The sequence below is a fragment of the Bacteroidetes Order II. bacterium genome, assembly GCA_016788705.1.
Lineage (GTDB): Bacteria > Bacteroidota > Rhodothermia > Rhodothermales > UBA2364 > UBA2364.
The window spans coordinates 1-23,679 of the sequence record JAEUSQ010000064.1; the positions used below are offsets into that span (position 1 = coordinate 1).

The window sequence follows — 23,679 nt, forward strand, 5'->3', positions numbered from 1 at the left end:
TTGCAACAACTCGAAGAGGGCGTTGGGTTGGTAGGTAAAAATGAGGTGGAAGAGGGTGTCGGTACGCATTGTTTTAGGGCTATAAAGCCAACATACACGATACAAAAATCGCAAAAAATAGGTGTGGATAAATTTTTAGGGTACGACTGTGGGTGTAGTGAACCGAAAGAGGAGCGTGTCCGAGGTACGGGTAAAAGGCTATTCACCGTTTTTGCGAGTACGCACCATCCGAATGGCCTCCCAAAGTTCGGTACTGGTGTAGTTCGGTTGGGCATCTAAAACCTCTTTGAAGCCACATTGGGTATAGCATCGAATCGCGCGTACATTATGGGTATAGACATTCAGGTCCACAAATGTCGTCTCTGGGTCTTCAAAACAAATATGAAGCAATGCCAATACCAATTGTTTTCCTAACCCGCGTCCACGATTGGCTGGTGTTCCAATCAATAGGCGGCATAAGCGCTTGGTATATGAATTGATGGTTTTAACTTGGGCAAAACCGAGTGCATCCCCTGTTTGGGTATCTATCACAAGGTAGCTAAGACGGCTGTTTGTACCTATTTCTAAGAATTGCATCCACGCTTCATCCGAAAGAGGAAAAGAAAAAGGGCACGGACCTGCAAACAGAATTAATTCTTCTTGAGTCGTGATCCAGTTTTTTAGTATTGCTAAATGTATCTGACCCACAAATGGAAGAAGTTTCAATTCGGCTGTTTGAAGCGTGTTTTGGGGCCACTGGGTCATGCTACTTACGGTCATATACAACCCCATTATAGCGGTAATATAAGGTGCGGTTCATTAACTTAAAGTCGTTATTGGTCCCAGAAACTACCAATTTTAGGTCGTAAAATCCGGTTTCAGGTTCTTTTTGGCCTGAAACGGTGGTGATTTTTGTGCTGTACCCAAAGCATTTCCGTTCTGGTGGATCACAAGCGCCACTGTTGTCTTCCCCCGTTCGGAAGGCTGCAACACGCTCAAACTCCATCTCTGGGTAGAAAATAGAGGTTCCGGATATGGTATAACCCTGTCCGGTATAACCATCATCAATACGGATGCCATATTCATCATCAGATAATTTCATCAGACTGATTTCTCCAGGTTCATTAAAACCACCTATAATTGCAAAGTCGCGACGGAAACGGCTCCGTTGCCAGCCTCCTTCGGTATAGCGGTCTTTCCGGAAGAGGGCGCCGTCTAAACGGGCAGCACAGGCGTGACAGTCCGATACACTTGTTTTAACCGCAATTACCGCGTACTCGGTCTTGTTTTCGCCCTTTCCGGTGGTCCATTGTTTGCTAAAGACCACTTGATCGGGCGAATAAGGCGAATTGCCATCATACATCTCGGCCAGCAACAATGAAAGATTGATCGGTTGGGCATAACTGACCGTATAGAAGCCCCATATCAGCAAGAGCGCAAAAACGATTTTCATAGCTTTGTTTTTTGTTTGAATCGTTATTTAGGGTACGAACATAAATTTGCCTTTCTCCCAACGGAGTGCAAACGCCCGCTTTGCATTCCCTTTCCAAGAAGCGGTAATGACGGTGCCTTTTTGGGGTAGTTTATAGACCAAGTACGTATCAATATTGGCGCGGATGGGTTGTTTTGATGCAATATCGCTGATTTTGTTTTGTGGCAATATCTGAGGTTTTTCACTCCATTTCCCATTTTTATACACCATAACCCGTAGGTCGGTGGTACACATATTGTGTGGGCCTCCATCCAATTGGTATAATACATATTCTGTTTCGTTGGCGGCGTCCTTAAATACGGCCACCTCGATTATACCCATGGTGGTCTTTGCCCGTAGGTACCCATTTTTAATGTCCTTTACAACAATGGCTCTTGCACGTACGGCGGTATTGGAAGGGGCATCGTCACATTTAAAGGGGTCTTCCTCCATTTGGTGAAAGAGGTTGTAATAATCTTCCACGGATTTAGACCATGTTGGGCGCGTTGTTTGTGCAAAAGTCATGAGTGGCACGAATAGAAGTGCCAGTAAGAAAATTTTCCTCATAATTATCCTGCTGAATAGGTCATGATGTCGTCCCGGCGGGCAGCGAGCATCTGGTTACGGAAAAGGTGCATGTTAATGGTTTGGTTTTGCCCAGCCATTGGGTTACAAATGGCCCCGAAAAGAACAAATTCGGCATCTCGCCACGAAATCCATTTACGTTGAGCTTCCCGTAACAACGATTTTTGGCTACTGGCGGAGAGGATGTTCTGATAGGCTTCGTTTAATTCGATGTCTTTTTGGGCATAATCCTCATTCATGCAAGCTAAGGTTAGGCATTCGTATTGGGCGCGTGCTTCCTGTGTCCCTTGTTCACGGGTTCCTTGTGCCAAATACCGCGTATAGCGTTCCAATTGTACACGCCGTTCATTAACAAGGCGTAAACTCATCATATCTACCCAACTTGCATTTGCCTTTATAGATTTTATTTCGGCATCTCGGAAAGCCAGCCAAGCCCGCTGAGCCGTGAGGAGGACGGTTTGATTTCCGGCACCAATTTTGGCTTTAAAGGCTTGATATGCCTTGTTCAATTCGCCATCCAACAAAGTTTGGGCTTGCTGAACGCACTTGGTAAACGTAAGGGGTTTGTATGGGTTTTCATCGCCGGAAATCTCTGCCTCGGCAATTTCACCACATTGGTTCATTTTCTTTTCGCCGGGTGTCGGTGGAGTCTGGGCCAGTACCGAAAAAGGCAACAGGGTGAGCAATAAAAGAAAATATTTCATCACAATCGTCATTATTAGATTGGGTTAAGTAAACGGTGAGATGCTTATAAGGGTCTGCTTTTGGAGACCGATCCAGCCAGCATCACTTTGTTAATAATGAAGTGGGCAATTTTTTGTATTGATACATGCTTCCGGATTAGCGAGGTGCTGTCGTGCGTGGCCGACGTTTTAGTCGGAGGCTATCAGCCGGAAACCGTTCTTTTAAGGTACTACGCAAACTTTCTGCCCAGTCTATCAAAGCTTTCTTTTGGACATTATCCAAAACGGCATCTTTGTGAATCCACGTATAGGAATCAAGTGGCATTTCGCCTTTCTCTAACACTTCGCTTATTTCCTCTAATTTGTGGAACTGCTTTGCCGGACGATATGAGGCGAATACCGAAAAATTTAATCCCCGCTTACCTTCATTCACATGGTCGGCCAGCCACCAGCCCAATGGTTGAAGGTTGCTATACCAAGGATAGGTGGTTTTGTTGCTGTGGCAATCGTTACATGCCGCTCTTAAAATGGTTTGGACGTTGGCAGAGACGGGAAATTGCGTAGAAATGGATTTACGCTCGTCTCCGGTATCATTTTTTGTCGGACGGATAAACTGGATCACCACCAAAATTGCCAATAGAACCGTTACTGTTTTTTTGACCATGTATGACTTAGGTTTGATGATTGAATAATGATGTCAAACGTGATAAATAATACGGATGGCCGCTTGTTTGTTAAAAAAAGCCTCCGGCCCTAAACCGGAGGTCTGCAAAACTCTATATCTTCCTTTATTTTTTTACACCAGCGCGGCTCAGTTCCTCGCGGACAATCCGGCGGAGAACGTCTAAATTCCCCCATTGATCTACAAGACGGCCATTGATGTACACAGAAGGCGTACTGTTGACCCCAGCAATTTTACCCCGTTCAATATCTTCCTGTACCAAACGAATCGTAGCGGGATCTGTCATACAGGCATTAAAACGCCCCGTATCTAATCCAAGGTTTTGTACTTCACGGGCGAGGGCGGTTTCTCCCAATACTTCTTGATTGTCGAACAATGCTTTGTGCATTTCCCAGCCTTTTCCAACATTGGCAGCACAGAAGAAGGCTTTTGCTGCAGGGCCTGCAAACGAGTGAATCTGGCTTTGTAGGTTGGGGTTGATGCTGTTGTCTAACGGGTAGTTTTGAAAGCGGAAATTGACATATTTTCCAAATTCATTTACAATGGATTCTATGCGATCGCGTGCCACTTTACACGCTGGGCACTGAAAATCCGCAAATTCGATAATGGAGACTTTTGCCTCTTTATTGCCCTTGACAAGTGTATTGGGACCAAACGAAACTTGTAGCGGATCTTGTTTAAAATGTTGCTGAACAGAGCGTAATACGGCGGTTTCCGACTCGGTATCGGCGGTAACCGCCTGCTCTTGTTTGCGTTGGTAGTTACTAAAGTAAAGGAAAGAAAAGCCATAAATGAACAAGGTGAGCACCAGTGGGGCAATAATGGCGGGCTGATAGGTGAATTCGGAAGATTTATTCCGAAGTGCATCAAAAAAACCAGAAAAATAGGCGCCCAATCCAACCGTCCGAACCAAGGAAAGAATCAGGAATACGAGAATCGCCCCGTTAATCACATACATACCAATGCAAAGCGGGCAGGCAATCCCCATTTGGATTAGTTGGGTGGCTTTGAACATGGAGAAAAGAACCGCCAGAATGGATAACACAATACCAACCATTACTGCCGAAGCGCCTTTTTCCTTTTTATTGATCAAAGCAATAATCGTTAGTACCAACATGCTGAAATAAAAGGCCGCCCCCCATGCCGCCACTGGAATGCCCAACATATAGGCACTTTCTGAAGCATAAACCGGTTCGCAGGTGATCCATTCATTGACCGTACACCCTAAAGAACGGGTGAGCCGGTTTTCGATACCAAGGGTAATAAAAGTGGCATCCAACGCAACATAAATTCCGGCAATGACGGCAACCAATGCCGCCCAAAGCGCCCACATTTTAAGAAGGGGTTCGGTTGCAGGGATTCGTTTGTGGCTGGTATGTGTTTTTTGAACAGGTTTAGACATGGTTGTTTAAGTTAATATGAGAAGTTTATGTCTGAAATTACGCCGCTAATCCCAGAAGACCAAATTGAATTCCTTATGATCCAGCGGAAAAGCCTAAACTTTCTTGTATATTTAAAGGTTAAACATGTCGAAAGCCCTTAACCCTTTATCCAAATTTTTATTGCTATGGCAGAAGAACTGAGCATACCCGAACAACTGAAGGCCCTGATCCGTTTACAATATATTGATGGCCGGGTGGATCAGATGCATAAATTGCGTGGAGACTTGCCGGATGAAATCCGGGATCTGGAAGATGAACGTGTGGGTCTGCAAAGACGTATTGATAAATATCAACAAGAAAAACAAGATGGGGAATTGGAGCGAAAGCGCATTCAATTTGACCAACTTGAAAGCCAGTCTCTTATTGAACGGTACCAAAAACAACAAAATCAGGTTCGCAATAACCGTGAATATGATGCGTTGACGAAAGAGATTGAAGTACACCGCCAACGGATTCAAGAGTCTAACTTCCGGATGGAGACCCTCAAACAACGGGACGAAGCCAATGCCATCGCACTAGAACAAGTCCGTGTCCGGATGGAGCAATTAGACCGTATGATTGATGGGAAGAAGGATGAGCTGAATGCGGTTATGGAAGATACTCGGCACGAAGAAGATGCCTTGCTCGAACGTCGTGCGAGCCTAGAATCTGCCATCGATGCCCGCTATCGGATGGCGTATAACCGTCTGCGGAGCCGCCTTCGGGATGGGAGAGCTGTTATTGCAATAGAAAGAGGGGCGGTTGCTGGATATGCGGTACCACCACAACGCCAGGTTGAAATTCGCCAACGGAATAAAGTGATTGTGTGTGAACACAGTGGCCGTATTATTGTAGATCATGACCTCTTCCGAGAAACTGTTTCGGAAATGGAGGCCGCAGAATAAATCCAGCCGGATCATCGCCCGATTTTTGTCGGGAGGAAAGTCCGAACACCAAAGGGCATCGTGCTTCCTAACGGGAAGGCAACTGCTTGAGGATGTCCAATTCCAAGCGGTTGACAGCAAGTGCAACAGAAAATAAACCCGCCAATGGCCTTAGGGCACAGGTGAGGGGTGAAATGGTGGGGTAAGTGCCCACCGGCGTATTAGGCGACTGGTACGGCCAGGTAAACCTCACGCGGTGAAAAACCAAGCAGTGTACGTTGCCTTGGCAACACGGGTGGCCCGCCCGAATGTACACGGGTAGGTTGATAGAGGCGGCCAGTAATGACCGTCCCAGATAAATGATGATCTCCTCGCCATTTGCGACCAGTGACGGGCAGACAGAATTCGGCTTACAGGCTGGGCATAGAGGTCGTTTTAATATCGAGGTATCCAAAAGGATACCTCGACCTGTTTTAGGTCAACTGAAACCGCTTTTTTACTTGGCTGAAGCTGTAAATAGGCGATAATTACCGATAACTCTATAGCATAAGACTTATAACTCTATAGCATAAGACTTAAAGAAATCGTTAAGCCATTTTTGCTTGAAGTTATGGTTTTGTATTTACAAAAAAGTTCGTAAAAGAAGCACATTTTGGGTTGAAAAATACCCTTAATTTTATATTCTGTTTACTACAGTGATCACCTGCATATGTATTAACCAACGGTAGCATTCCAATAGACACAGCCTTACCATGCATTTGCCCGAAAGTTATATTCCCGTAATTTTGCAATCCATTGTAGCCATTGGGTTTGTTTTTATCAGTTTGGTCATCACCCATTTGCTGGGCCCCAAACGGGGCGGCGTTCGCAAAGAAGATGCTTTTGAGTGTGGTATTGAAGGAGAAGGGGATGCCCGTTTCCCCATTTCCATCAAGTATTTTATGACCGCTATCCTTTTCGTCTTGTTCGACGTCGAAGTTATTTTCTTTTATCCCTATGCGGTCAATTTCCGCGAGATGGGCATGGAAGGATTTATGGCGGTATTATTGTTTGTTTCGGTTTTTTTAATGGGCTTTTATTATGTCCTGCGGAAAGGCGCGTTTGAATGGGATAAATAATCTTTTTATTTCGGTTATCCTTGTAATTCATACCCCCATGATGAAACAAAGACCCCGTGTTGTTGAACGGCCCGAAGGCTATGTGGGTGAAGGATTTTTTGCCACCAATATCGAAAAAGTGATTGGGATTGCCCGTGCCAATTCTATTTGGCCCTTGCCTTTTGCTACTTCCTGTTGCGGGATTGAGTTTATGGCGACCATGGGGGCAAACTACGATTTAGCCCGTTTTGGTGCCGAGCGGCTCAGTTTTTCACCACGTCAGGCGGATTTGTTGATGGTGATGGGAACGATCGCCAAAAAAATGGGCCCAGTACTAAGGCAAGTGTATGAGCAAATGGCCGAACCCAAGTGGGTGATTGCCGTTGGGGCTTGTGCATCTTCTGGCGGGATTTTTGACACCTACTCCGTTTTGCAAGGCATAGACAAGGTGATTCCGGTGGATGTCTATGTACCCGGATGCCCGCCAAGGCCAGAACAAATCATTGATGGGGTGATGAAAATTCAAGAATTGGTCAAGAACGAGTCTCTGCGCCGGCGACAATCTGAAGAATATCGCCATTTATTGGCCTCTTATAAAATTGATTGATTCTCAAGCATAAACGCTAACCGTGTCATGCCGACGTTCACCCATCAACTTGTTTTAGATCGTATAAAAGATCATTTTCCCGAAGCCATTCAGGAGGTCTCCGAGCCTTATGGCCTGCTGACCATAGAGGTTAATAAGCGCGAGGTCTTGCCTATCATGACTTTTTTGCGTGATGATCCAGAACTGGATTTTGGTTTTTTAACCGATCTTTGTGGGGTTCATTATCCCGACCAGCACCAGCGCGAATTAGGGGTGGTGTATCACCTACATAGCTTGGTGAACAATATACGGATTCGGCTAAAGACGTTTTTTCCGGAAGCCGCTCCGGTTATGCCAACGGCCACAACACTGTTTTCATCGGCCAATTGGATGGAACGTGAAACATATGATTTCTATGGAATAAAATTTGAAGGACATCCAGACCTACGTCGTATCCTGAATGTGGATGACATGGACTACTTTCCGCTCCGAAAGGAATACCGTTTAGAAGACGGAACCCGCACCGACAAAGATGACCGTTATTTTGGCCGTTAACCCACCCAATCTCCATTAAATATGTCTTTGGCACAGCCCAATTATTTCTCGGCACAAGACACCATGGATGGCGAATTTGCCACGCTGAATCTTGGCCCTACACACCCGGCCACTCACGGGGTTTTTCAGAACGTCTTGAAGGTGGACGGCGAGCGGATTTTTAGTGCCGAGCCTACAATCGGATACATCCACCGAGCCTTCGAGAAAATTGCTGAACGTCGTCCGTATTACCAAATTACGCCGCTCACCGATCGTCTAAATTATTGTTCATCGCCGATCAATAACATGGGGTGGTGGATGACCGTCGAGAAGTTGATCGGAGTGGAATTACCTAAAAGGGTAGAATACATGCGGGTGATTGTCATGGAATTGGCACGAATTGCAGACCATTTGATTTGTAACTCGGTGGTGGGCGTAGATACAGGGGCATTGACGGGATTTACCTATATGTTTCAAGAGCGGGAACGGATTTATGAGATGTATGAGCAAGTGTGTGGCTCGCGTTTGACGACGAATATCGGACGGATTGGCGGTTTTGAGCGAGACTTCGATAAGGTGTTTTACCATAAGCTCCGGTCGTTTCTCAAAGACTTTCCGGCTCGCTTCGATGAGTTTGGCCGCTTATTGGAACGGAACCGTATTTTTATGGATCGGACGATTAATGTGGGCGGGATTTCGGCAGAACGGGCATTGAGTTATGGCTTCTCTGGCCCCAACCTGCGGGCAGCAGGCGTGGATTACGACGTTCGCGTAATGAATCCGTACTCATCTTATGAAGATTTTGACTTCATTATCCCCATTGGCGACAACGGGGATACCTACGACCGCTTTATGGTACGGCAGGAGGAAATCCGTCAAAGTCTCCACATCATTCAACAGGCATTGGATGGTCTTCCAGAAGGCCCCTTCCATGCCGATGTTCCCGATTTTTATTTGCCGCCCAAAAATGAAGTGTATAACAGCATGGAGGCCCTAATTTACCATTTCAAAATTGTGATGGGGGAGGCCCCCGTTCCAGCGGGCGAGGTCTATCATGCTGTAGAAGGAGCCAATGGCGAATTGGGCTTTTATCTGATCAGCGACGGCGGACGTGCGCCTTATCGCTTGCACTTCAGGCGGCCTTGCTTTATTTATTATCAGGCATTTCCGGAGATGGTACAAGGAGCGATGATCTCGGATGCGATTCTCACCATGTCTTCGCTCAATGTGATCGCCGGAGAATTAGACGCTTAAGGTAAAATCAATGGAAATAATGGCTTATAACCCGCCTTACTTCTCGGAAGAACGCCTTGTACAGGTTCGGAAGATCGTGGCACAATTCCCGGAAGGCCGTCAAAAAAGCGCCCTCATTCGGGTGTTGCATATGGCCCAAGAAGATTTTGGTGGGCACCTGACTGCCGAAGTGATGGACTATGTGGCGGATTTGCTCGCGATCTCGCCCATTGAGGTGTATGAAGTGGCTACGTTTTATACGATGTTCAACCTGAAGCCCGTCGGGAAGTACATGCTGGAGGTTTGTCATACGGGGCCTTGTATGTTGCGTGGAGCCGATAAGACGATCGCCTATCTCCAACAAAAATTGGGGATCAAGGTGAATGAAACCACCGAAGACGGCTTCTTTACGCTCAAATCTGCCGAGTGTTTGGGGGCTTGTGGCTATGCCCCAATGATGCAATGTGGTGAACATTATTATGAAAACCTGACCGAGGAAAAAATAGACACACTTTTAGATGCGTGGCGTGAACAACCTATTCCTCCGAAAGCTTGGGAAAAAATAGACTAAATAACAGAAAAAGTATGTCTGTTGACTTTATGATGTGTGGTGATCTGTTTTTAAAACAATTAGACTGAAACGATCCTGAAACACCTGAAAAGGTACAAAGCCTAAAATCCATCATCGGTCGGCACTTATTGGACTACATTAAGCAAAAGACCCAACCAGACCCAAATACAGAAAATGTCTCGTAAAATTCTGTTAGAACATGCCCATGTGGCAGGTATTCAAGGCTACGAAGTATATCGGAAGATGGGTGGCTATCGCTCGGTAGAGAAGGCGCTAAAGTCCCTAAAGCCGGAAGAGGTGGTGGATGAGGTGAAGCGGTCTGGGCTACGCGGGCGTGGCGGGGCGGGCTTCCCGACGGGCATGAAATGGAGTTTTTTGGCGAAACCAGAGGGCGTACCGCGCTATTTGTTGTGCAATGCAGACGAATCGGAGCCGGGAACGTTTAAAGACCGTTACTTGATGGAAAAAATCCCGCATTTGTTGGTAGAAGGGATGATTACATCAAGTTATGCGTTGGGCGTACAAACGGCCTATATCTACATTCGGGGCGAGTACAAATGGATTGTCAAAATCCTTGAAAAAGCTATTGCGGAAGCCTATGCTCATGGCTGGTTGGGGAAGAAAATCTTAGGAACGGATTTTTCGTTAGACCTCTACGTTGCACCCGGAGGAGGGGCCTATATCTGTGGCGAGGAGACGGCACTCATCGAGTCTTTGGAGGGGAAGCGGGGCAATCCACGCATCAAGCCGCCCTTTCCGGCGGTGAAGGGTTTGTGGCAAAGCCCGACGGTGGTGAACAATGTAGAAACCCTTGCAGCAGTACCCGTTATTGTGAATGAAGGCGGAGATGCGTATGCGGCAATTGGCGTGGGAAGGAGTACCGGAACCAAGTTGATCTCGGCGTGTGGCAATCTGAACAAGCCGGGGGTCTATGAAATTGAGATGGGTCTGCCTGTAGAGGAATTTATCTTCTCGGACGCCTATTGCGGTGGCATTCCAAACGGGAAACGCTTTAAGGCCTGTGTGCCCGGTGGTTCTTCGGTTCCGATTTTGCCCGCCGATCTGATGCTCAAAACAGCAAAAGGCGAAGACCGTGTGATGACGTATGAATCGCTTGCGGATGGTGGATTTCTAACGGGGACAATGTTGGGTTCTGGTGGATTTATTGTCTTTGACGAAGATCAGTGCATTGTGCGGAATACCTATACCTATGCCCGTTTTTATCACCACGAGTCGTGCGGGCAGTGTTCGCCGTGCCGCGAAGGAACGGGTTGGATGGAAAAGGTACTACATCGGATTGAGTATGGGCATGGCCATGAACACGACTTAGACCTCTTGGTGGATATTGCGAAGAAAATAGAGGGCAATACAATTTGTCCGTTAGGCGATGCCGCTGCATGGCCTGTTGCTGCCGCCATCCGACACTTCCGCGAGGAGTTTGAGTGGCACGTCCGACATCCACAAGAAGCCCAAAGCCGGAACTACGGACTGGGCCGTTTAGAAGCCTATCATGGAGCGGTGGGCGTTTGACTCCACGAAAACTTGTAAAAACCCACATAAAACAGATGCTAAAAGTCACGATAGACGGCATAGAAACACAAGTGGCACCGGGGACAACCATCTTGCAAGCCGCCCGGAAGATCGCAACCGAACAGCCGGAACACAGCCATTTGGTTCCACCTGCAATGTGTTATTATTCTCCTTTAGAAGGAAGTGGCGGAAAGTGTCGCACGTGCATTGTGAAGGTGACACAAGGTTCCGAGAGAGATCCACGCCCTATGCCGAAACCCGTTGCCTCGTGTCAAACACAGGTGATGGATGGGATGGTGGTGGAAAATACGACCAACCCAGACTTGCTTGCGGCGCGGAAAGGTGTGGTAGAACTCTTGCTGATTAATCACCCTTTAGATTGCCCTGTATGTGATCAGGCCGGAGAATGCCATTTGCAGGACTTGGCTTTTGAACATGGGGCTTCGGAAACCCGCTACGAGGAAGAAAGGCGCACTTTTGAACGGATAGACATTGGGCCTTACATTCAACTGCACATGACCCGCTGCATTTTGTGTTACCGTTGCGTTTATACCGCCAACCAACTTACCAACGAACGGGTTCATGGTGTGTTATTCCGTGGAGACCGTGCGGAAATTGGGACGTACATCGAGAAGGCGATCAAGAATGACTTTTCGGGTAATGTGATTGATGTCTGCCCGGTTGGGGCGCTGACGGATAAAACGTTCCGTTTCCGGAGCCGCGTGTGGTTTACCCGTCCCTTTGATGCACACCGCAAATGTGATAAATGTTGCGGGAAAACGGTTTTGTGGATGGCCGGAGACGAGGTTTTGCGCGTTACCGCCCGTAAAGATGCCTTCGACGAAGTGGAAGAATTTATTTGCAATGAGTGCCGCTTTGATCATAAAGTGAAAGAAGACTGGACAATCGAGGGGCCGCGAAACATACACCGCCACTCGGTGATTTCGGCCAATAAATACAAAGCCAAAGCCCAAACGGTGGTTTAATCCGCCATAATTTTAGACAACCGATGCCACTGTATTTAATCATCGAAAAAAGTGTACTTGTGCTGTTTCTATTTGCGGTAACCATGGGGGTAGCGGCCTATTCCACTTGGGCAGAACGCAAAATCGCCGCTTTTCTGCAAGACCGCTTGGGGCCAAACCGTGCTGGGGTCTTTGGTTTATTACAACCATTGGCCGATGGCGTGAAGATGTTCATGAAAGAGGAATTTATTCCGTCGAATGCCGAAAAACTATTGTTCATTGCCGGACCGGGCTTGTTCATGTTTACGGCACTTATGACCGGAGCCGTCATTCCTTGGGGGCCAAATCTGCAAATTGCCGACCTGAACATCGGAATTTTGTATGTGCTGGGCTTTGTATCGGTGGGCGTATATGGTATCATGATTGGGGGCTGGGCGTCTAACAATAAATATTCGTTGTTCGGGGCCATTCGTGCGTCATCCCAAATGATTAGCTACGAATTGGCGATGGGTTTGGTGGTTATTGCCATTATCATGCTGACAGGGTCATTAGACTTGAAAGCCATTGCCGAGCAACAAAAAGGCTTTAATTGGAACATCATTTATCAGCCTTTTGGATTTTTGATCTATTGTATTACAGCCTTGGCGGAGTGTAATCGTGCGCCCTTTGACCTTCCGGAGTGCGAAACTGAGTTGATTGGTGGGTTTCATACGGAATACAGTTCGATGAAATTGGGTTTTTATCTTTTTGCCGAATATATCAATATGTTTATCTCCGCTGCGGTGATTGCCACACTTTATCTGGGTGGCTACAACATGCCGGGCTTGGATTACAGTACTATGAATCCGATTCTGGGAAATGCGATTGCGTTTTTGGTATTGTTTATAAAGACCTTGCTGGGCGTATTTGTATTTATGTGGGTTCGTTGGACGTTACCGCGTTTTCGATATGATCAATTGATGCATTTGGGCTGGAAGATTCTAATTCCTTTGGCCATCTTCAATATGTTGCTTACGGGTGCGGGCGTATTGCTCTTTGGTTAATCCTTAAAAACGAGCCACAGCCGTGCCCCAAATTTTTCCAAACGGAAAAAACCTAAATGGTATGCAAAAACTAACCAATCGGTCTAAAGTTGTCTCTCAAAAAGACATGTCCTTTTTGGAAAAAGCCTATGTCCCGGCCATCCTAAGTGGTATGGGCATTACGTTGAAGCATTTTTTCAAGAAGAAAAGCACTATTGCTTATCCTGAACAAGAACGAAGTTTTAGCCCGGTTTATCGCGGACGGCATGTGCTGAAGCGCGATGAAAAAGGGGCCGAGCGTTGTACTGCTTGTGGGCTTTGTGCAGTGGCTTGTCCGGCGGAAGCCATTACTATGACCGCCGCCGAACGCAAAAAAGGGGAGGAAAATCTGTACCGTGAGGAGAAATATGCAGCGGTTTATGAGATAAATATGCTACGCTGTATCTTTTGCGGCCTGTGTGAAGAAGCCTGTCCGAAAGAAGCCATTTTCCTGACGCCAAACATTACGCCTGCCTACTACGACCGTCAAGATTTTGTGTATGGAAAAGATATGCTGGTAGAAGGCATTGCTCCCGAAGACCGTGTAGATATAAGCAAGCGTCAAACGTGGCGCGACAACCAAAAACATCCCTAACCGATGGAACTGATTTTCTTTTTTATCATGGCGGCCTTATCGGTCTTAAGTGCCTTATCGGTCGTGTTTGCAAAAAGTCCGGTACACAGTGTTTTGAGCCTGATAGTGACTTTCTTCTTGCTTTCGGGACAATACGTATTGCTGAATGCCCAATTTGTGGCGATTGTGAACCTGATTGTTTATGCAGGGGCGATTATGGTCTTATTTTTATTTGTGTTGATGTTGCTCAACCTCAAAGACGAAGCTGAGCCACAAAAAAGCAACCTGGTTCGGCTTTCCGTTACCATTTCGGCGGGCATGTTACTGCTTACCCTCATGGGGTCGCTACGTGGGGTCATGGCCATTCCGCCTCCTCCACCGCAATCCGCAACCGTAGGGTTGGTGGAGAATCTTGGGAAAATCTTGTTTTCCGACTTTGTGGTGCCTTTCGAGATTGCTTCTATTCTATTTATTGCTGCTATGGTTGGCGCTGTGCTGATTGGTAAGCGGAATAAAGAAAAGGACTCCGAACCCCTCACCACTTTTTGATCTTAGAAAAACCTTGCGGTATTGCCGCCAATCAACTTGTTTATGTTAAATAGTATTCAAATTATCCCCATAGAATATTATCTCGTGCTGAGCAGTGTGTTGTTCTCGATTGGGGTACTCGGGGTGATGATTCGCCGAAATGCCATTGTGGTATTGATGTGTATTGAACTCATGCTAAATGCGGTCAACCTGCTTTTGGTCGCCTTTTCCACGTACTTGGGGGATGGGCATGGTCAGGTTTTTGTGTTCTTTATCATGGTGGTTGCAGCGGCTGAGGCAACCATTGGATTGTCCGTTTTGGTGCTCATTTATCGCAACACCAAAGGGGTGGACATTCACCAATTGGATCAATTAAAACATTAAGGCATCCGCAGAAACGCCGTCTTCCATACAGAATTGTTTTATGCAACAGATCATTCCACTTATTCCGGCTCTTCCGCTTCTTGGCTTCCTTTTAAACGGACTTATCGGGAAGAAAATGGGCAAGAACCTCGTTGGTGCCTTGGGTACGGGTACAATAGCCAGTTCGTTTGTGCTCTCCGTTTGGCTGTTTATGGCGCTTGTGAATCATCCAGAACCGATGCAAAGCACGCTATTCACATGGTTAAGTGTGGGCAACATGCACGTAGAAATTGGATTTTTGGTGGATCGCCTCTCTGTTTGGATGATGTTGATTATTACAGGGGTGGGCACGCTTATACACCTCTACTCCATTGGCTACATGCACGACGACGAGGGCTTTCATAAGTTTTTTGCTTATCTCAACCTCTTTGTGTTTTCAATGCTCCTGCTCGTAATGGGCAATAATTTTCTGCTCCTTTTCTTCGGCTGGGAAGGTGTGGGGCTTTGTTCGTATTTGCTGATTGGGTTTTGGTACACCAAACGGGATTATGCCGATGCTGCTCGGAAGGCATTTATCATGAACCGAATTGGAGATTTGGGCTTGTTACTCGGTATTTTTTTGATCTTTCAGCACTATGGGAGTATTGCTTACGCCGATGTGTTTTCCAAAGCCGGACTTGTAGATTCCGCAACCATTGGCCTGATTACCTGGTTGCTTTTTGTAGGGGCGATGGGCAAAAGCGCCCAGATTCCGCTTTATACATGGTTACCAGATGCGATGGCCGGTCCCACGCCTGTTTCCGCACTCATCCACGCCGCGACAATGGTGACAGCAGGCGTTTATCTGGTGGTACGGACATCGGCCTTGTATGATTTGGCGCCATACACATTATCCATCATTGCATGGATCGGTTTGGCTACTTCTATTTTTGCCGCACTCATCGGTTTAGGGCAAAACGACATCAAGAAAGTATTGGCCTACTCTACGGTCTCGCAACTGGGACTGATGTTTGTAGCAGCAGGTGTGGGCGCCTATGGGTCCGCGATGTTCCACCTAACCACTCATGCGCTTTTTAAAGCCCTCTTGTTCTTGGGGGCAGGCAGTGTCATTCATGCTATGAGTGGCGAGCAAGATCTCCGCAACATGGGCGGACTTCGCAAGTCGCTTGGAACCACGCATTGGACATTCCTCTTTGGGACATTGGCCATCATTGGGATTTTTCCGTTTGCCGGCTTCTTTTCCAAAGACGAGCTTTTGGCCAAGATTTTTGAACACCATCCACTTATGTGGGCACTGACACTTTTTAGTGCAGCCCTAACAGTGGTGTATATGATACGGATGTACACCCTCGCGTTTTGGGGAGACTTTCGAGGAACCAAAGAACAGGCCGAACATCTCCATGAATCACCTTTGGTGATGACGGTGCCGCTCATGATTCTGGCGGTCTTGTCATTAATAAGTGGGTTTTTGAACTTACCCGCCTTCACCCATGCACAATGGTTCTCTGGGTATTTAGCCCCGTTACTTGGTGAAGCCGTACATGTCATGACGGTTTCAACCGAGCTTGTTTTGATGGGCATTGCGCTTGCGCTTGCAGTTGGTATAGGCTTTTGGGCGTGGAAACATTACCAGAAACCGGAACAAGTACCTCTCGCGGATGAAGCCACCAAAGGTTTTGCCAAACTTGCAGGCCATAAATTTTATGTGGATGAAAGCTACGATGCCATATTTGTACGTCCGATTGAGCGCCTTTCTCGTTTGCTACACCATTGGATAGACACGAAAGTCATAGATGGCATCGTGAATGGGTTGGCGTCATTTGTGGGTCAGTTAGGATTTGGCCTTCGTCAATTGCAGACAGGTAAAATCGGGACCTATTTATTTTTGATGGTGGCTGGTTTGGTACTCATTCTTCTGCTTAACGTAATCTGGTAATTTCTAATGACTACCATGCCTTTACTGATCTTGGGCCTTCCGCTGGTTGTTTCCGTTGCGGTTTTCCTTACCAAAGGTGAATTGGCCCGTTTATTGGCCCTCTTAGGGGCGGGGCTAACGCTGATGTTAACGGTAACACTTTGGTTAACCTTTAATTCTGGAAATACGGTTCAAGTATTGTCTTTGCCTTGGGTTCCGTCTGCTGGTATTGGATTCTCGCTTGCTTTGGATGGGCCGGGTGTGTTGATGTTACTCCTGACGAACCTGCTGATTCCCTTTATTTTGCCCGTTGCATGTAGCCAAAATGTGGATAAAGAATCCACGCTTCTTGGTCTGATACTGGCCATGCAATTTGCCCTCAATGGGGTGTTTATGGCATGGGATGGCTTCTTGTTCTACGTTTTTTGGGAATTGGCTTTGATTCCCATCTACTTTATTTCGGCAATTTGGGGCGGTGAAAACCGTCAGCGAGTCACACTTAAGTTTTTTATTTATACGTTTTTGGGAAGTTTGCTGATGCTTCTTTCGATACTGACAGTGTATTTCTTTACGCAAGGAGCAGATGGCAAGCATAGTTTTGATTGGGTTGCCTTAATGGCCGCCAATATACCACCCCACCTTGCACCTTGGGTGTTGTTTGGCTTCTTTGCTGCCTTTGCCGTAAAAGTTCCCATTTTTCCGTTTCATACGTGGCAACCAGATACCTACACCATTGCACCAACTGCCGGGACCATGTTGCTCTCTGGTATTATGCTCAAGATGGGACTTTTTGGGGTTTATCGTTGGATGATGCCTATTGCTGCCGAAGGAATGCCGCTTTACCGAGACCTATTTCTTTATCTGGCCATCATTGGTGTACTATATGGTGCGGTGATTGCCATTCAACAAGACGATTTGAAGCGCTTGGTGGCCTATTCTTCGCTTTCGCATGTGGGCCTTATTGCTGCCGGCCTCTTCGTAGGAAATGAATCCGGGGTGCAAGGCGCACTCGTACAAATGTTGAACCACGGCATTAATGTCGTTGCTATGTTTTATGTGGTACATTGGATAGAGCGCCGGACGGGTACACGCTCGCTTGAAGCACTTGGGGGCATAGCAGCAAAAGCGCCTCAATTTGCCATTCTGTTTATGATTATCCTTCTTGGCTCTATCGCCGTGCCGCTAACCAATGGTTTTGTGGGTGAATTTCTGTTACTCAATGGGTTGTTCCAGTATAATGGTTGGCTCGCTGCCATTGCTGGCCTTAGCATCATCTTCGGAGCAGTGTATATGCTTCGGGTATATCAAAAAGTGATGTATGGAACCCTCAAGGCCACAACGGCCCATGTAGAAGATGCTGGGATGTTGGACTTGGCTATTTTGGTTCCCTGCGCCGCTTTGGTGATCGGGTTTGGTGTTTTTCCTCAACCGTTGTTGAACCTAACTGCCGATGCCGTAGGCAAATGGCTGGCCCTGGTGGGCGGATAATTTTAATCCAATTTTGATCCAACCGCATGAAAGCGATTATCATTCTTTTTGCAACCGCAATGGTGATTCTGTTTGCCGGCATCTCTGGTAAAAGGACCTGGTTACTGCCGCTCTCTGTTCTGGGATTGTTGGCTGCTCTCGTTTCATTGCTCGTAGATGCTCAGATGCCAGTGATTTCATATGGGGGAATGGTGCGATTCGATGCATTCGGATTGGCTTATTCCGGCCTAACGGTTGTAGCGGCCACCCTCATTTTTTTGCTTTCGGGTTATTTCTACCGAGGGCTAAAAAGCACCGTGGCCGATCACTACGGTCTCCTCTTATTCAGCCTGACGGGGGCACTGTGCATGTTCTCGTTTGAACACATGGTAATGCTTTTTTTGGGGATCGAAATTCTGTCTATTCCACTATATGTAATGGCCGGAAGCCGCATGGATGACCTTAAATCCTCGGAAGCCGCATTAAAATACTTTTTGATGGGCGCTTTTGCGACAGGGATACTGCTCTTTGGCATTACGTTGGTATATGGCGCAACGGGCGCTTTTGAAATAACCAAGATCCAGCAGGCTTTGGACGTGAAAAAAGTTTATTCTATGCCACTCTTTAATACCGGATTGCTCCTCATTATGGTCGGATTGGGATTTAAGGTTTCTGCTGCACCTTTCCATTTTTGGAGTCCTGATGTGTATGAAGGCAGCCCGACTTTGGTAACCACTTTTATGGCAACAATTGTTAAAACTGCTGGATTTGGAGCGTTTTATAAACTATTTGTGATGGGATTTGGTCTCGAAACCTCATATTGGTCTATGACCATGGCCATCCTTGCGGCGCTTACCATGACGGTGGGCAACCTTTCGGCACTACGCCAAAAAAATATGAAGCGCATGATGGCCTATTCTAGTATATCACATGCTGGCTACTTAATGATGGGCCTTTTAAGCGGGACACCCGGAAGCAAGGGGTTGTTTTTATACCTCGTGGCATATGTCATCGCAACTATTGCGGTGTTCTCGGTCTTTATGCTCGTGAACAAAGATGATGACATAGCAGGTGGACACTTTTCTGCATTTTCCGGTATGGGGAAATCGAATCCTATAGCTGCCTTTATACTGGCTTTAAGCATGTTATCCCTCGCAGGTATTCCGATCACCGCCGGATTCTTTGGGAAGTTTTTCTTGTTTACAGGGGCCTTCTCCACCTTTCCGTGGTTGGTTGGAGTCGCCGTGATCAATTCTGCTATTAGCATCTATTATTACTTCCGCGTGATTGTAGAAATGTATTTTAACGAGACGGAAAATCCTGTAAAATATGTAATTCCAAATACTTACCGTATTGTGATGCTGTTTGCGGCTCTTACCTTGATTGGTCTGGCATTTTTACCAGAACAGGTTTTGGCTTTGGTGCCTTAAGCCTTAGGCTTGGCCTACTGTGCTGGTAAGTGCTATCTTTGTACAAGATTTTTGTTTACCTTTTTGCTGCGTTTATGGCTGGCCTTATCCCCGATTATGCACATTTAGACCTGATTTCCCGCCACTTCAAGGCGCTGGGAGAGCCTTCACGCCTGCTGATCTTAGATTTGTTACACCGAAATGGCGAGCTGAATGTGCAAGAGTTGATGGAGGCAAGTGGTTTGCGACAAGCCAACCTAAGCAAACATCTTGGGATTCTGTTGGAGACCGGTATTCTAAAACGCCGGAAAGAAGGCGTTATGGCTTTTTATTCCATCCAAGACAAAAGTGTACAGGGCCTCTGTCTTTTGGCCTATAACCGCCTCATGCTTAATCGTCGTGGATGATTACCGGACAACTGCCATCGTCGCTACGCGTACTTCCTCGGTACCTGCTTCGAAAAGTGGAATCGCTGCTGCTGCCAAGGTTGCACCAGTCGTCAAAACATCATCTACCAATATAATGCGCTTTCCAGTCACTTTTTCCGGATTAATAACCGCAAAAGCACCGGAAACATTGGCCCAGCGGTTCGATGAATCTAACTTGGTTTGGCTTTTGGTGGCACGAGTACGAATCAAGGAGTCCTCACATAGTGGAAGTTGTAAGACCACAGACATCCCCCTGGCCAATTCGTTGCTTTGGTTATAACCACGTTCGATCATCCGGATTTTGGAAAGCGGAACAGGAATCAATAAGTCTGCTTGCCATTCTTCCGCCATATTAATCAGGTGTTCGCCCATCAACGTGCCAATGTATCTTCCAATGCGTGGACGATTCTTGTATTTTAAGGCATGTTGGAGTTTCTGTACCGTCCCACCTTCATCAAACATCCAAAGTGCATATCCGGCCTCTAAGCGTGTTTCCGATCGCCAATGGGCTTGTAAATGTGTTCTGATGACCTCCGGAGCAGGATGTTCTAAAGTCCTTAAGCAGCCGAGGCACAAAAAAGGAACGTCTTCGGTTAAATGTTGACCACATCCAGGACAAAGTTGCGGAAAGACCCATTCCCTGGCGCCTCGCAGAAGCGCTTGCCCTGATTGGAAAAAACCGTGAAGATACCGCATGAATTATGTTAGGATAGGGTGGAAGTGATTTCTGTACGCATTGTAATTCATAACTTGATGCCAGATGTGTGTTAGACAATCAAAGGCACGTCTTTATAACCCCTTAGTACATATTTTATGCCCCGAACACGTCGCGGGATGCTGGTCAAAAACCTCTTGGAGCACCCGATTGAAATTAAACTTGCGGCCCGCGTGCTGGCCTTGGAAGCCGGCGAGGAAGCCATTGTGACGCCCAATGAGGCCCGTGAAGAGAGTTTGCGCGAACATCTCCAGTTGCGGACCGTTGCAGTGGTGCGGCCTTCCACAGCCGAGGAAGAAGCGCAAATCTCGCGTGCGATCCGCCACCATCACCCATGATCACCTACTGACTCTTAGGATAATATGAAGGTCTTAGTTTTAGAGCCATATTATGGTCGGTCCAGAAAGCGTTTTGTGGAAGGTGTAACCGAGTATTCGCGTCATGAGATTCAGATGGTTTCTATGAGTGCCCGTTATTGGCAGTGGCGGCTTCAGGGCGGGGCCGTTACGCTGGCACATAAGGCACTTGAAGCCTTAGACAATGGCTTTGTGCCAGATGTGATTTTTGCCTCGGACATGGTGAATCTTGCAGCGTTTAAAGCCCTGACCAATGGACGTTTCTCCGGTGTACCCATGGTGATGTATTTCCATAATAACCGCCTCACATACCCGCTTTCGCCTGCCGAACACCGCGATCCGGCATTTGGATACATCAACTATCTTTCCGCCTTGGTGGCCGACCAGTTGGTGTTTAACTCGCAATCGCACCTCCAAGAATTTACGGGGGCGCTTCCGGCTTTTTTAGGTACGTATCCAGATTATACCCACCTCGAAAAAACGCAGGAAATCCGACAAAAAAGCCGTGTTCTACATCGTGGAATTTCGCTCCGGCAATTCGACGCCTTGGCCGATGCCGCCGAGCCAATCAGTTGGGGCGTAGGTATGAAGCCCCCTATCATTTTATGGAACCATCGTTGGGAATACGACCAAAATCCCCATGCCTTTTTCCGTTTACTTAACCGCTTAGATGACGTGGGGTGTAAATTCCGCCTAATTCTGGCGGGTGAGCATTTTAATGAGGCCAACGAATTCGGACAGTCTTTCTCGCGTTTTGCTGACCGAATTTTGCATTATGGCTATGCCGAAGATGCGGAAGAATATGGCCGTTTGCTCCAACGGGCACATTTGGTGGTCTCGACAGCTGTCCATGAGTTTTTTGGCGTTACTTTGCTCGAAGCCATTTATTGCGGATGTCATCCGTTATTGCCCAATAGGCTTACTTATCCAGAGCTCCTTCCAGTAGCGCTCCAAAAACCTCTTCTTCATGCGCCTACCCTGTATGAAAACGAAGACGAACTGTTCGAGATCATGCAAAGTATCCTTAAAGGCCAAGAGCGCCCGTTACCCCAAGAAACCTTGCGTAGCATCCCCGAACACTTGGATTGGAAAACCCATATTCATGCGTTTGATGCACTGTTTGAGGAGGTAGCGCGGTAACGGAAAGTAGGCATCTCACAAGATACCCATTGGGCCCTCTGTTTAGATCGAGGGCTTTTTTTGGTGTCGCACGCCTTGGTTGGGGAGTTACTGAGAGCGATCATATGCTTCAGTAAGCGGCGGTGGAGGCTAAATTTGGTTTACGCCTATGAAGAAACATTCTCGACTGACGTTTCTATCTAAATTAGGAACTGATTTACAAGTGGATAAAGTGACACAGGCTCCCTTACCGCTATACTTATAAGCGCGAGAAGTCTTGGAAGTATTACCATTGGGCTTCGTTGAGTGTCGGTTATAAACGCATTGATGGGTTGTTTTGCGGATAATATTTTACCCAGACCAAGCGACAATACATGGACGTCGCATCTATTTCAGATGCCAAGAGGCAATAATGAAGATAGGTTGAAAGATCAGTAGATAATGAAGCGATGAGTCAATATTGGCATTCAGCTCCCGCGCAAGTGAAAGGGTCGTAAATAATCATTTTCCTTGATTGTGGCGTTGTTAAAAATCTACATTCGACTCTTTTAAACCATAAAGACAGACCGAGACTCAATGGTGATACATCTTTCTTTTGTTACCTGTTTAACCAATAAATTTCATGAAATCCCTCTCTTCCTTTAAGGCATTCTCCATCAGTACTAACGAGCAAAAAGAACGTAAAGGCGGTTTGAGTTTTGCGCCACTCGCTCCTATTCCCGATGATGCCAACCCGCGCCAGCAAGTACGCCTTCAAACCCTCTCGGATCGGTATTATCAATTGATAGGGGTTGCAGCAAGTTTGTGGTCTGGCGACCCATTGAATCCACCACCACCCCGATTTGAGCGGGTAATGAGCAGAATCGGGGTGGTTTCCGATCGGTACAATACCCTTTTGGCACGCATTTAAGTCAGTCAATAAGAAGCAGTCTCCCCAACGACTGCTTTTTTTATGCTAAATTTGTGTGTAACATGGCTTGCAGAAGCGTTTCAAAACCTTTAGCTTGTCACATAGATTGTCTAACAAAAAAACAGATCAATTATGCATACTGTAGCCGATATTCTAAAACGTAAAGGATCTAATGTCTATTCTGTAACGCCCGATACCTTGATTCGGGATGTATTGCACCTGATGAACGACAAAAACATTGGGGCCGTTGTGGTGATGGAAAAAGAGCAGTATTTGGGCATTTTCACCGAAAGGGTGTATGCACGGCGGGTGGTCATTAAAGGCAAATCCTCAAACAAGAATATGGTGGGCGAAGTAATGGCTACTGATTTTCCGCGAGTCCGAAAAAAAGATAAACTGAATCATTGTATGCAGCTAATGACCGCCAATAATATTCGATACCTACCTGTTTTTGAAGAAGATACCTTCGTAGGAATTATTTCTATTATAGACGTGGTGCTGGAAGAATTGGAAATGCAGAAAGAATTAGTGGAACATATGCAGAATTACATCTCTGGATGAAATATCCTTCGTTTTATACGAATCCTAAACAATAAAAAAAACCTTCTTAGAG

27 protein-coding genes and 1 other RNA gene are annotated in these 23,679 nt (G+C 46.7%); 21 read left to right on the plus strand and 7 right to left on the minus strand.

What is annotated here, in order from left to right; all coding sequences use genetic code 11:
* Positions 1–198 precede the first annotated feature (198 nt).
* The 6 genes from JNN12_16625 to JNN12_16650 form a co-directional block, all read right to left on the minus strand.
* The gene (locus JNN12_16625) at positions 199–744 is read right to left on the minus strand and encodes a GNAT family N-acetyltransferase (GenBank protein MBL7979965.1); all 546 of its coding nucleotides are present in this window, start codon (positions 742–744) and stop codon (positions 199–201) included.
* A gap of 1 nt (position 745) precedes the next feature.
* Positions 746–1,432 carry a hypothetical protein gene (locus JNN12_16630; GenBank protein MBL7979966.1) on the minus strand — a complete coding sequence of 229 codons (687 nt, stop codon included), beginning with the start codon at positions 1,430–1,432 and terminating at the stop codon, positions 746–748.
* Positions 1,433–1,459: 27 nt separating this feature from the next.
* Entirely contained in the window at positions 1,460–2,017 is a 558-nt protein-coding gene (locus JNN12_16635; protein ID MBL7979967.1) for a hypothetical protein, read from the minus strand.
* Between the two features lie 2 nt (positions 2,018–2,019).
* Positions 2,020–2,739: a DUF1311 domain-containing protein gene (locus tag JNN12_16640; protein ID MBL7979968.1), complete on the minus strand. Its 720-nt coding sequence runs from the start codon at positions 2,737–2,739 to the stop codon at positions 2,020–2,022.
* Between the two features lie 136 nt (positions 2,740–2,875).
* A complete protein-coding gene (locus tag JNN12_16645) occupies positions 2,876–3,382 on the minus strand; it encodes a heme-binding domain-containing protein (protein MBL7979969.1) in 507 nt (168 codons plus the stop codon).
* A gap of 124 nt (positions 3,383–3,506) precedes the next feature.
* Positions 3,507–4,802 (minus strand): thioredoxin domain-containing protein, encoded by a 1,296-nt coding sequence (locus JNN12_16650; protein ID MBL7979970.1) that lies wholly within the window; start codon positions 4,800–4,802, stop codon positions 3,507–3,509.
* Positions 4,803–4,967: 165 nt separating this feature from the next.
* On the opposite strand from JNN12_16650, the gene JNN12_16655 reads away from it, so the two are divergent.
* From JNN12_16655 to JNN12_16735, 17 genes are all read left to right on the plus strand, one after another.
* Positions 4,968–5,726, plus strand: coding sequence for a hypothetical protein (locus JNN12_16655; GenBank protein ID MBL7979971.1), 759 nt, complete (start codon positions 4,968–4,970; stop codon positions 5,724–5,726).
* An RNA gene (gene rnpB, locus JNN12_16660) (RNase P RNA component class A) lies at positions 5,725–6,134 on the plus strand. The genes JNN12_16655 and rnpB overlap by 2 nt, the downstream gene beginning before the upstream one ends.
* 323 nt (positions 6,135–6,457) lie before the next feature.
* Complete coding sequence (locus tag JNN12_16665; protein ID MBL7979972.1) at positions 6,458–6,823, plus strand: NADH-quinone oxidoreductase subunit A; 366 nt, start codon at positions 6,458–6,460, stop codon at positions 6,821–6,823.
* Between the two features lie 40 nt (positions 6,824–6,863).
* Positions 6,864–7,409 carry an NADH-quinone oxidoreductase subunit B gene (locus JNN12_16670; GenBank protein ID MBL7979973.1) on the plus strand — a complete coding sequence of 182 codons (546 nt, stop codon included), beginning with the start codon at positions 6,864–6,866 and terminating at the stop codon, positions 7,407–7,409.
* 27 nt (positions 7,410–7,436) lie between these two features.
* Complete coding sequence (locus JNN12_16675; protein MBL7979974.1) at positions 7,437–7,943, plus strand: NADH-quinone oxidoreductase subunit C; 507 nt, start codon at positions 7,437–7,439, stop codon at positions 7,941–7,943.
* A gap of 21 nt (positions 7,944–7,964) precedes the next feature.
* Complete coding sequence (locus tag JNN12_16680) at positions 7,965–9,176, plus strand: NADH-quinone oxidoreductase subunit D (protein ID MBL7979975.1); 1,212 nt, start codon at positions 7,965–7,967, stop codon at positions 9,174–9,176.
* A 19-nt stretch (positions 9,177–9,195) separates the two neighbouring features.
* Positions 9,196–9,726 (plus strand): NAD(P)H-dependent oxidoreductase subunit E, encoded by a 531-nt coding sequence (locus JNN12_16685; GenBank protein MBL7979976.1) that lies wholly within the window; start codon positions 9,196–9,198, stop codon positions 9,724–9,726.
* Between the two features lie 174 nt (positions 9,727–9,900).
* Positions 9,901–11,256 (plus strand): NADH-quinone oxidoreductase subunit NuoF, encoded by a 1,356-nt coding sequence (gene nuoF / locus JNN12_16690; protein MBL7979977.1) that lies wholly within the window; start codon positions 9,901–9,903, stop codon positions 11,254–11,256.
* Between the two features lie 35 nt (positions 11,257–11,291).
* Positions 11,292–12,242 carry a (2Fe-2S)-binding protein gene (locus JNN12_16695; protein ID MBL7979978.1) on the plus strand — a complete coding sequence of 317 codons (951 nt, stop codon included), beginning with the start codon at positions 11,292–11,294 and terminating at the stop codon, positions 12,240–12,242.
* A gap of 23 nt (positions 12,243–12,265) precedes the next feature.
* Positions 12,266–13,264, plus strand: a complete 999-nt coding sequence (gene nuoH, locus JNN12_16700; protein ID MBL7979979.1) for an NADH-quinone oxidoreductase subunit NuoH — start codon at positions 12,266–12,268, stop codon at positions 13,262–13,264.
* A gap of 61 nt (positions 13,265–13,325) precedes the next feature.
* A complete protein-coding gene (locus tag JNN12_16705; GenBank protein ID MBL7979980.1) occupies positions 13,326–13,877 on the plus strand; it encodes an NADH-quinone oxidoreductase subunit I in 552 nt (183 codons plus the stop codon).
* Positions 13,878–13,880: 3 nt separating this feature from the next.
* Positions 13,881–14,405 carry an NADH-quinone oxidoreductase subunit J gene (locus JNN12_16710; protein ID MBL7979981.1) on the plus strand — a complete coding sequence of 175 codons (525 nt, stop codon included), beginning with the start codon at positions 13,881–13,883 and terminating at the stop codon, positions 14,403–14,405.
* Positions 14,406–14,447: 42 nt separating this feature from the next.
* Positions 14,448–14,768 carry an NADH-quinone oxidoreductase subunit NuoK gene (nuoK, locus tag JNN12_16715; protein ID MBL7979982.1) on the plus strand — a complete coding sequence of 107 codons (321 nt, stop codon included), beginning with the start codon at positions 14,448–14,450 and terminating at the stop codon, positions 14,766–14,768.
* Positions 14,769–14,808: 40 nt separating this feature from the next.
* Entirely contained in the window at positions 14,809–16,683 is a 1,875-nt protein-coding gene (gene nuoL, locus JNN12_16720; protein MBL7979983.1) for an NADH-quinone oxidoreductase subunit L, read from the plus strand.
* Positions 16,684–16,698: 15 nt separating this feature from the next.
* Positions 16,699–18,150 (plus strand): NADH-quinone oxidoreductase subunit M, encoded by a 1,452-nt coding sequence (locus JNN12_16725; protein ID MBL7979984.1) that lies wholly within the window; start codon positions 16,699–16,701, stop codon positions 18,148–18,150.
* Positions 18,151–18,176: 26 nt separating this feature from the next.
* Positions 18,177–19,559, plus strand: a complete 1,383-nt coding sequence (locus JNN12_16730; GenBank protein ID MBL7979985.1) for an NADH-quinone oxidoreductase subunit N — start codon at positions 18,177–18,179, stop codon at positions 19,557–19,559.
* A gap of 74 nt (positions 19,560–19,633) precedes the next feature.
* Entirely contained in the window at positions 19,634–19,945 is a 312-nt protein-coding gene (locus tag JNN12_16735; GenBank protein MBL7979986.1) for a winged helix-turn-helix transcriptional regulator, read from the plus strand.
* On the opposite strand, the gene JNN12_16740 is transcribed toward JNN12_16735, so the two are convergent.
* Positions 19,946–20,662, minus strand: coding sequence for a ComF family protein (locus JNN12_16740; GenBank protein ID MBL7979987.1), 717 nt, complete (start codon positions 20,660–20,662; stop codon positions 19,946–19,948).
* A 117-nt stretch (positions 20,663–20,779) separates the two neighbouring features.
* Between JNN12_16740 and JNN12_16745 the strand changes: the two genes are divergently transcribed.
* The 4 genes from JNN12_16745 to JNN12_16760 all read left to right on the plus strand — a co-directional run bounded on the left by JNN12_16745 (position 20,780) and on the right by JNN12_16760 (position 23,627).
* Positions 20,780–21,019 carry a hypothetical protein gene (locus JNN12_16745; protein MBL7979988.1) on the plus strand — a complete coding sequence of 80 codons (240 nt, stop codon included), beginning with the start codon at positions 20,780–20,782 and terminating at the stop codon, positions 21,017–21,019.
* A 24-nt stretch (positions 21,020–21,043) separates the two neighbouring features.
* Positions 21,044–22,177 carry a DUF3524 domain-containing protein gene (locus JNN12_16750; protein MBL7979989.1) on the plus strand — a complete coding sequence of 378 codons (1,134 nt, stop codon included), beginning with the start codon at positions 21,044–21,046 and terminating at the stop codon, positions 22,175–22,177.
* 601 nt (positions 22,178–22,778) lie between these two features.
* Entirely contained in the window at positions 22,779–23,066 is a 288-nt protein-coding gene (locus tag JNN12_16755; GenBank protein ID MBL7979990.1) for a hypothetical protein, read from the plus strand.
* Positions 23,067–23,198: 132 nt separating this feature from the next.
* Positions 23,199–23,627: a CBS domain-containing protein gene (locus tag JNN12_16760; protein MBL7979991.1), complete on the plus strand. Its 429-nt coding sequence runs from the start codon at positions 23,199–23,201 to the stop codon at positions 23,625–23,627.
* The last annotated feature ends 52 nt before the right edge of the window (positions 23,628–23,679 follow it).

What these genes read in the sequence shown, in the direction of transcription:
- JNN12_16625 (MBL7979965.1), bottom strand. Translation starts at nt 744, where the DNA reads ATGACCCAGTGGCCCCAAAACACGCTTCAAACAGCCGAATTGAAACTT.
- JNN12_16630 (MBL7979966.1), bottom strand. Translation starts at nt 1,432, where the DNA reads ATGAAAATCGTTTTTGCGCTCTTGCTGATATGGGGCTTCTATACGGTC.
- JNN12_16635 (MBL7979967.1), bottom strand. Translation starts at nt 2,017, where the DNA reads ATGAGGAAAATTTTCTTACTGGCACTTCTATTCGTGCCACTCATGACT.
- JNN12_16640 (MBL7979968.1), bottom strand. Translation starts at nt 2,739, where the DNA reads ATGAAATATTTTCTTTTATTGCTCACCCTGTTGCCTTTTTCGGTACTG.
- JNN12_16645 (MBL7979969.1), bottom strand. Translation starts at nt 3,382, where the DNA reads ATGGTCAAAAAAACAGTAACGGTTCTATTGGCAATTTTGGTGGTGATC.
- JNN12_16650 (MBL7979970.1), bottom strand. Translation starts at nt 4,802, where the DNA reads ATGTCTAAACCTGTTCAAAAAACACATACCAGCCACAAACGAATCCCT.
- JNN12_16655 (MBL7979971.1), top strand. Translation starts at nt 4,968, where the DNA reads ATGGCAGAAGAACTGAGCATACCCGAACAACTGAAGGCCCTGATCCGT.
- JNN12_16665 (MBL7979972.1), top strand. Translation starts at nt 6,458, where the DNA reads ATGCATTTGCCCGAAAGTTATATTCCCGTAATTTTGCAATCCATTGTA.
- JNN12_16670 (MBL7979973.1), top strand. Translation starts at nt 6,864, where the DNA reads ATGAAACAAAGACCCCGTGTTGTTGAACGGCCCGAAGGCTATGTGGGT.
- JNN12_16675 (MBL7979974.1), top strand. Translation starts at nt 7,437, where the DNA reads ATGCCGACGTTCACCCATCAACTTGTTTTAGATCGTATAAAAGATCAT.
- JNN12_16680 (MBL7979975.1), top strand. Translation starts at nt 7,965, where the DNA reads ATGTCTTTGGCACAGCCCAATTATTTCTCGGCACAAGACACCATGGAT.
- JNN12_16685 (MBL7979976.1), top strand. Translation starts at nt 9,196, where the DNA reads ATGGCTTATAACCCGCCTTACTTCTCGGAAGAACGCCTTGTACAGGTT.
- nuoF (MBL7979977.1), top strand. Translation starts at nt 9,901, where the DNA reads ATGTCTCGTAAAATTCTGTTAGAACATGCCCATGTGGCAGGTATTCAA.
- JNN12_16695 (MBL7979978.1), top strand. Translation starts at nt 11,292, where the DNA reads ATGCTAAAAGTCACGATAGACGGCATAGAAACACAAGTGGCACCGGGG.
- nuoH (MBL7979979.1), top strand. Translation starts at nt 12,266, where the DNA reads ATGCCACTGTATTTAATCATCGAAAAAAGTGTACTTGTGCTGTTTCTA.
- JNN12_16705 (MBL7979980.1), top strand. Translation starts at nt 13,326, where the DNA reads ATGCAAAAACTAACCAATCGGTCTAAAGTTGTCTCTCAAAAAGACATG.
- JNN12_16710 (MBL7979981.1), top strand. Translation starts at nt 13,881, where the DNA reads ATGGAACTGATTTTCTTTTTTATCATGGCGGCCTTATCGGTCTTAAGT.
- nuoK (MBL7979982.1), top strand. Translation starts at nt 14,448, where the DNA reads ATGTTAAATAGTATTCAAATTATCCCCATAGAATATTATCTCGTGCTG.
- nuoL (MBL7979983.1), top strand. Translation starts at nt 14,809, where the DNA reads ATGCAACAGATCATTCCACTTATTCCGGCTCTTCCGCTTCTTGGCTTC.
- JNN12_16725 (MBL7979984.1), top strand. Translation starts at nt 16,699, where the DNA reads ATGCCTTTACTGATCTTGGGCCTTCCGCTGGTTGTTTCCGTTGCGGTT.
- JNN12_16730 (MBL7979985.1), top strand. Translation starts at nt 18,177, where the DNA reads ATGAAAGCGATTATCATTCTTTTTGCAACCGCAATGGTGATTCTGTTT.
- JNN12_16735 (MBL7979986.1), top strand. Translation starts at nt 19,634, where the DNA reads ATGGCTGGCCTTATCCCCGATTATGCACATTTAGACCTGATTTCCCGC.
- JNN12_16740 (MBL7979987.1), bottom strand. Translation starts at nt 20,662, where the DNA reads ATGCGGTATCTTCACGGTTTTTTCCAATCAGGGCAAGCGCTTCTGCGA.
- JNN12_16745 (MBL7979988.1), top strand. Translation starts at nt 20,780, where the DNA reads ATGCCCCGAACACGTCGCGGGATGCTGGTCAAAAACCTCTTGGAGCAC.
- JNN12_16750 (MBL7979989.1), top strand. Translation starts at nt 21,044, where the DNA reads ATGAAGGTCTTAGTTTTAGAGCCATATTATGGTCGGTCCAGAAAGCGT.
- JNN12_16755 (MBL7979990.1), top strand. Translation starts at nt 22,779, where the DNA reads ATGAAATCCCTCTCTTCCTTTAAGGCATTCTCCATCAGTACTAACGAG.
- JNN12_16760 (MBL7979991.1), top strand. Translation starts at nt 23,199, where the DNA reads ATGCATACTGTAGCCGATATTCTAAAACGTAAAGGATCTAATGTCTAT.